The sequence below is a fragment of the Clostridium sp. DMHC 10 genome (assembly GCF_001270375.1).
Classification (GTDB): domain Bacteria; phylum Bacillota; class Clostridia; order Clostridiales; family Clostridiaceae; genus Clostridium_S; species Clostridium_S guangxiense.
The window spans coordinates 1-7,173 of sequence record NZ_LGVB01000011.1 but is presented as its reverse complement, the minus strand read 5'-3'; the positions used below and the strand labels follow the sequence as shown (position 1 = coordinate 7,173).

Sequence of the window (7,173 nt, the reverse complement as noted above, 5' to 3'; positions counted from 1 at the left end):
AACTTGTTCTTGTGTATAAGTGGAAAATTCTCTTTGGGCTTTTTTTACTTCCTTTAATTTTAAATTCAATTCATCAATATTACTAACTTTCATAAATTACACTCTCCTTTTTATATTGATAATTATTTAACATTTGTATAAAAATTATCCACAACTGTGGGGTAAAATTGTGAATTTTGCACTAAAGTATTGCTTGTATAATCCTGATATTCGCATTTTGAAGCTTTAAGAGGGTATATCTATCTATATACTACATACAAATACCTCGAGCTTATTGTTATTCTTTTAACAAATCATTTTAAAAAAATATGCTATAAAAACTAATATATATAGTGGAACTACATGAAAGTCTTAAAATATACTTAATGAAATTAAATACACCAAAAATATTTTAATCAATTTAAAGTTTAAATGTAGTTTCACTATATAGATAAACAACCTATTTTAATTTTGATAGTTCCTCGTATTTCTTTTCAATCATATTAACTAAAGGATCACTTTCTTCAAGTCCAGTTACATTAGAAATTGTTTTAGTAATACCTTTTAACAATATGCTTTCTTGTATTTTTACAGCATTTTCATCTTCACTATATTCAAATAATAACCCAGCCGCTACTCCACATAAAATATTATTACATTCAATTCCAAGTTCATAACAAAGTTTAAGTGGTGACATTAATCTATCTTTTGAAGATAATTTTCTCATAGGATCTCTTCCTACTCTAGTAAGTTCGTCATAAAGATAGAAGTTTTCAAACCTCTTTATTAACTTTTTAGAATAATCATTTAAATCATCTATATGCAATCCATGCTTTTTACTCAAAGCCTGTACAGCTTCCTTATGAAATCCTACAGCAATATTTCTTATATACTCATCCTTTATAGCTTCATGTATATATTTATATCCCTTGATATATCCTATATATGCAACTGCCGCATGAGCTCCATTAAGCAAAAATAATTTTCTTTCAAGGTACGGTTCCAAGTTGTCAACGTAAGCAGCGCCTTGTATATCTTTATTTATTTTCACTTTATTTTTTCAATATCCCATTCATAGAAGTCTTCTACAGCTACATCTATTGGTACTTCCTTTTTCATCTTTACATTTGGGACAATTCTATCCACTGTGCTATTAGGAAAACCAACATATTCGTTTAAATCAATTTTAAAATCTTCATCCGCTTCTTCAATTATTGATTCTTTTAAAATATTAGTAGCAAAAAGTGCATTCTCACATGCTATTATATCTACCAATTTATCATTACCATTTTTAAATCTTTTAGCTAAAAGCTTATATAAAAGTTTACCTGTGCTTTTCAAATTATTTGCACCAATAGAAGTAGTAATTAAATCTGCTTCTCTAATAACCTTCTCTAATTTTGCTGTATCATTTAAGTGAACAGCTTTTACATTATAAACTTTCTCTTCACTCTTCTCATCGCACAAAGTTGTAACTTTGTATTCACCATAGTTGTTTATGTTTTCAACCAAGAAGTCTGATATATCAACAAAAGTAATTTCATAGCCTGATTTTGATAATAAATATCCAATAAAACCTCTGCCTATATTACCTGCTCCAAAATGAACTGCTTTCATTTTACATCTCTCCTTCATCTATAATTGATATAATTTCTTCTGGTTTTGTTGCATTCCTAAGTCTTTGAACATTTTCTTCGTATTGAACTGTTAAAGCTATTTTAGATAATATCTCCATATGTTCTTCACCTTTGCCAGCTATACCTACAACAACATATGCGATATTTCCTTCACCAAAATCAACACCTTCAGGATACTGGGCAATGACAATTCCTGATTCCATAATTTCTTTCTTATATTCATTCATTCCATGAGGTATAGCCACGCCATTTCCAATATAGGTTGTAACTTCTTCTTCCCTAGCTTTCATACCCTCTATATAATTTTCTTTTACATATCCTCCTGCTACTAGTAGTTTTCCTACTCTTTCTATAGCTTCTTTCTTTGATTCAGAAGCCACCTTTAATTGAATATTTTGTGTTGTTAAAATTTCCTTACTAGTCATTTTATTCCTCCTCACGGTTAACTATATCTATTAAATGTTTTCTTATATTTGCTAAACTACATACTTTTAAATCTTCTACAAATTTTTCATCTTCAATTAACGCAATGCTTATTTTGCCTAAAAATTTGAGCATATAGTTGCTTTCCTCACTTCTAGCAATCATTACAAGAAAAGTATTTACTTCTTCTTTTGAAAATCCTACACTTGTAGTGATTATTGGGGTTTCTATACGATAGACTCCTACAAAAGGTATTGCTAATTCTTCATTTCTAGTATGCAAGAGAGCCACATTTGTTCCATGTATTACTACATTTCCCTTTTCTTCCCTTTTTAAAATGGCCTGCTTTAATATTTCCTTATTTTTTATGAGGCCAAGTTTTTTTATGTCCTCTACTATAAAATCAACTAAATCTTCAATTGTACCTGCTTTTGTAGTCTTTACTTGCAAATTTTTTATTATATCATCTGATGTTTCATATTCATAATTTGTTATTATATTTGATTTTATATCTGAAATCTTATTTGCATTTATTTCTTTATTATCAATCTTTAAATTTAAAATAAACTTATTAATTTTTTCTATATCCTCCTTAGTAATAAAGGTGGAGACTACAATTACCTTTTTAACAGTATGCTCTAACTTAATTGGCACGGTAGACAAAATCAAATCATATTTATCATTATTTATATACTTATCTATATCACGTAAAGTTTCGATAAATATATCATTAACATCAGGAAATATAAACTTTATTTTATCACTTAAGATTTTTGCTGAGCCAATGCCTGAAGGACATACAATTAATATATTTAACTTTTTTAACAATGTCTGTTTCCTCTGCAGCGCTACATCTATATGAAGCGTTATATATCCAACTTCTTCTTTAGGAAGCCTAAAATTATATCTAGAAAATACTAACTTAGAAACATTATTTACAACATTAAAAAGCTCTAAATAATGATTTTTTATCTCGTCAATAAGAGGATTTACAATCTTTAATCCTAGATTTAGCATATTAAAAGTTTGCATAAAATGCTTAGCTAGATCACCTACTAATTGCGCATCTTCTTCCAAATTTATATTTATCTTTTGAGATACTTCCTTAATAACTTCCTTTGATATTATTTTATAATCTATATCAAGCAAATCTTGATTTTTATTAATTAAAAACTTATAATCCGTTAAATTGAACCATATATATATAAGGTCATCTTCGGTTAAATTTATATTATTTTCTTTTAAAATGTTATTTAAATTTATAATTTTTTGTACTCATCTAGCTCTACAATATCTTTTTTTATTTTTTCCGGTATACTAATCTCTCTTTTATTCCCCGCTTTCTTTATTGCTGTTAATATTTGAATAAATAATGTAAAGTATTTTATATCATTCAAATTATACTGTGACAAATCTATTTTTCTTAATATACCTTTACCTATAGAAGTTATGTCTTTGCCAAAAATCATATTGAAGAGCACTTCTATGCTTTTATCAACCTGCTCATCATACAAAAATGCTAGTAATTCTTCATAAGGTTTATATTTGAAAATTAAATCCACTAGGGCATTTCTTTTATTCCATTCCGATCCCTGGATACTAATACCAACACTTCTATTCCTAACTAAACATAAATCTTTAGAAATTGCCCATTTTGCAATTTCCTCTAAATCAAAGCTAATACTTCCCAGCACTACATTAAATTTACTACTATAATAAGATGCTTTTACAGCTTCCTTACTAATTAGGAGCTCAGAGGCAATTATTATTTGCCTCTGCTCTCTACTAAGTAACCACTGTATGGGCACCGAGCTAAGTACAGTCTTTAATTCTTTAATATTTTCTTTATTTCCAGATATACTTAGCTCCATATTTTTATCATAATAAACACTCAAACTATATTTTCTTAAAAACTTATTTATAGAATTAATTTCTCTAAAAACTGTTCTTTCACTTACATTAAACTGCTTTTCAATATCCTGTAATTCAAGTCTATCTTCATCTAATAATCTGTTTAATGTAAATTGCTGTCTAGGGGTTAAGTTATTCATACGAATCACCTATTTTTTTAATTGACTTATGAACTCATCATACTTTGTTCTATCCAAAAAGTTTTTTATTGTAATAATTTGTGATGTTGCAGATGATTTTTTTGCTCTTTCTACCAAATTTTCTTGTGTGAAAACCACATCTGCATCGCTTGGAATACTATCTACAGATGAATGTTTTACTGTTATATCTAAAATACCAGCATCTTTTAATGCCTTTCTAAGTATAGATTCTCCCATTGCAGAAGATCCCATACCTGCATCACAAGCAAATACTATTAATTTTATATCTGAATATAGTGATGTCTGATTATTTTCTACCATTACATTTGATGAACTCTGTGCTTTGCTAGCGAGTTTCATTTCTTTCATCTTTTCTTTTGCTTCATCGAGATTTTGACTTTCATTCTGGTTGTCTCTCTTAATTATTACTGAAGCAACTAAGAAGGAAATTATAGTACCTACTGCAACTCCTGCTAACACTGAAAGCTGACCGCCTTTTGGTGACATAGCTAATACTGCAAATATACTACCTGGTGATGGGCTTGCTACAAGTCCTGCGTGCAATAATACAAAAGTTAAATCTGCTGCCATTCCTCCTAAAATTACTGCTATTAATAAGAATGGTTTCATTAAAACATATGGGAAATATATTTCATGAATACCACCAAAGAAATGGATAATTGCCGCACCTGGAGCAGATTGTTTAGCTGAGCCCTTGCTATATACCATATAAGCTAAAAGTATTCCTAACCCTGGACCTGGATCTGGCTCAAGCAAGAAAAATATTGATTTACCCATTGAATGTACTTGTTCAATTCCAAGTGGTGAAAATACACCGTGATTAATTGCATTATTTAAAAATAAAATTTTTGCAGGTTCAACTAACATAGCTATTAATGGAAGTAGTCCTTTTTGTGTTATTATTTGAGCACCTGTTCCAAGCGCTATAGAAATACCTGACACTACTGGTCCTATAAATGAAAATGCCAATAATGATAAAGCACCACCTATAATACCAGCAGAAAAATTATTAACTAGCATTTCAAAACCCGTTGGAATTTTTCCCTCTACAGCTTTGTCAAATTTCTTTATTACAAATCCTCCAAGGGGTCCTACAATCATAGCTCCTAAGAACATTGGTATACTTGAACCAATGATAACACCAGCAGTAGCAATTGCTCCAACAACTCCTCCTCTAGACTCATAAACAAGTTTTCCGCCTTGATATCCAATTAGAATTGGTAACATATAAGTTATCATAGGGCTTACAAGTTTTGCTAGATTTCCATTAGGTATCCAACCTGTAGGTATAAACAATGCTGTAATTAAACCCCATGCAATAAATGCTCCTATATTTGGTAAAACCATACCACTTAAAAATGCACCAAATTTTTGAATCTTTCCTTTTACTGATGAATTTCTACTTGATAATTCTGCCATTTGTTTTCCCCCCAAATTTTAAAATTTTTGTTTTTTCTTTTGTGTTTCGTGTTTCTGATATCATAATACAATTTTGTGTACTCGTTTTCAATCTAAACCACTTCAGTTTCATTTGCAATTTTAAATGACAAAATTGAAATACAATTTTCACTATTATTATTTGCTTAACTTAGGCTAAAGATTCAGGTGGTATTTATTTATGTGTGGCATAGTTGGTTATGCAGGCGAAAAAGATGCAGTATCTATTCTCCTTAGTGGACTTAGTAAACTAGAGTATAGAGGGTACGATTCAGCTGGAGTGGCAGTTATAAGCAAAATGGGCGAAATGAATTTATCCAAAAAACAAGGTAGATTAGAAAATCTAAAAACAGTGCTCTTATGCCTGTAATTTCAGTTATATCATTACAATTACTTGCATATTACATTGCAGCTGCAATTTGTACTTATTTAAAACAAAACTAAAAAAGTATATTGACATTGACGCTGCGTGAAGGTGTATATTAAATTTGTCAGGAGGTGAGAACATGGAATATACAGTGCAAAAGCTAGGAAAAATGTCTGGAGTCAGCACTAGGACACTGCGGTATTATGATGAAATTGGAATTCTTAAGCCGGCAAGAATTAATTCTTCAGGATACCGTATTTACGGAAAACAGGAAGTTAATAGACTACAACAAATACTTTTTTATAGAGAACTTGGTGTAAGCTTGAAATGTATAAAAGATATTTTAACCTCCCAGTCATTCAATAGTACAAATGCATTGAAAGAACATCGTAAAAAACTTCTGGCAAAACGTGAACAATTGGAATTATTAATTGCTAATGTTGACAAAACAATAGCAGAAGCCGAAGGGAGAATTATAATGCGTGATAAAGAAAAATTTGAAGGTTTTAAACAAAAAATGATAGATGAAAATGAAAAAAAATTTGGTAAAGAAATCAGGGAAAAGTACGGAAATGAACAAATTGATAAATCAAATAAAGTATTTAAGAATTTGACTAAGGAACAATATGATAATCTCGAAAAATTAGGTCATGATGTCATTGACACCTTGAAAGCTGCCTTTCTAACAGGTGACCCAGCAGGTAAACTTGCTCAAAAAGCTGCAGATTTACATCACCAATGGTTAAGCCTTTCGTGGGGAGAATATACAAAGGAAGCACATGCTGGTGTTGCCCAAATGTATGTTGATGATGAAAGATTTACAGCCTACTATGATAAATATCAGCCAGGATTAGCAAAATTTTTGAGAGATGCTGTTCTCATATATACTGGTTTCACCATAGTTAGTTTTATCACTGGCTTATATTTTTGAATGTATAATCTACTTTATTTAATTGGCTTTTTATTTACTGTTCCCGCACGAGTATTTCTACTACGCTTGGTGGTTTGTTACAAGACTTCTTGGCAATTACCTTGACTGGACTTTCACCAGTTAGTATAGTCCAGCTTAGCTGGACGCACGAGCAATAGCGAGTTATTGAAATATCTTAGTATTTTATGATTTTTTTACCTTATATTTATGGATTCTTTTTAATATTCCAAAGTACTATTACTTCACTTACCTTACACCTTCAAATGATATGGATACATAGAAATAACTGTATTATCATACTTAAGAAGTGCTTCTCTAAGTATCAAT

At 30.0% G+C, this 7,173-nt stretch carries 5 protein-coding genes and 2 pseudogenes; 2 read left to right on the top strand and 5 right to left on the bottom strand.

What is annotated here, in order from left to right; translation table 11 throughout:
• Positions 1-439: 439 nt before the first annotated feature.
• From AGR56_RS01460 to AGR56_RS01445, 5 genes and pseudogenes are all read right to left on the bottom strand, one after another.
• Positions 440-1,596, bottom strand: a pseudogene (locus AGR56_RS01460) (mannitol-1-phosphate 5-dehydrogenase).
• A 1-nt stretch (position 1,597) separates the two neighbouring features.
• The gene (locus AGR56_RS01455; protein ID WP_053240851.1) at positions 1,598-2,041 is read right to left on the bottom strand and encodes a PTS sugar transporter subunit IIA; all 444 of its coding nucleotides are present in this window, start codon (positions 2,039-2,041) and stop codon (positions 1,598-1,600) included.
• Position 2,042: 1 nt separating this feature from the next.
• Entirely contained in the window at positions 2,043-3,188 is a 1,146-nt protein-coding gene (locus tag AGR56_RS23165; RefSeq protein WP_347460364.1) for a PRD domain-containing protein, read from the bottom strand.
• A 110-nt stretch (positions 3,189-3,298) separates the two neighbouring features.
• Positions 3,299-4,090 carry a helix-turn-helix domain-containing protein gene (locus tag AGR56_RS23160; RefSeq protein WP_347460363.1) on the bottom strand — a complete coding sequence of 264 codons (792 nt, stop codon included), beginning with the start codon at positions 4,088-4,090 and terminating at the stop codon, positions 3,299-3,301.
• A gap of 9 nt (positions 4,091-4,099) precedes the next feature.
• Positions 4,100-5,530: a PTS mannitol transporter subunit IICB gene (locus tag AGR56_RS01445; protein WP_053240850.1), complete on the bottom strand. Its 1,431-nt coding sequence runs from the start codon at positions 5,528-5,530 to the stop codon at positions 4,100-4,102.
• Positions 5,531-5,729: 199 nt separating this feature from the next.
• On the opposite strand from AGR56_RS01445, the pseudogene AGR56_RS01440 reads away from it, so the two are divergent.
• Positions 5,730-5,897 (top strand): annotated as a pseudogene (locus AGR56_RS01440) (class II glutamine amidotransferase); the annotation flags it as partial.
• A 157-nt stretch (positions 5,898-6,054) separates the two neighbouring features.
• Positions 6,055-6,846, top strand: coding sequence for a MerR family transcriptional regulator (locus AGR56_RS01435; protein ID WP_053240848.1), 792 nt, complete (start codon positions 6,055-6,057; stop codon positions 6,844-6,846).
• Positions 6,847-7,173 lie beyond the last annotated feature (327 nt).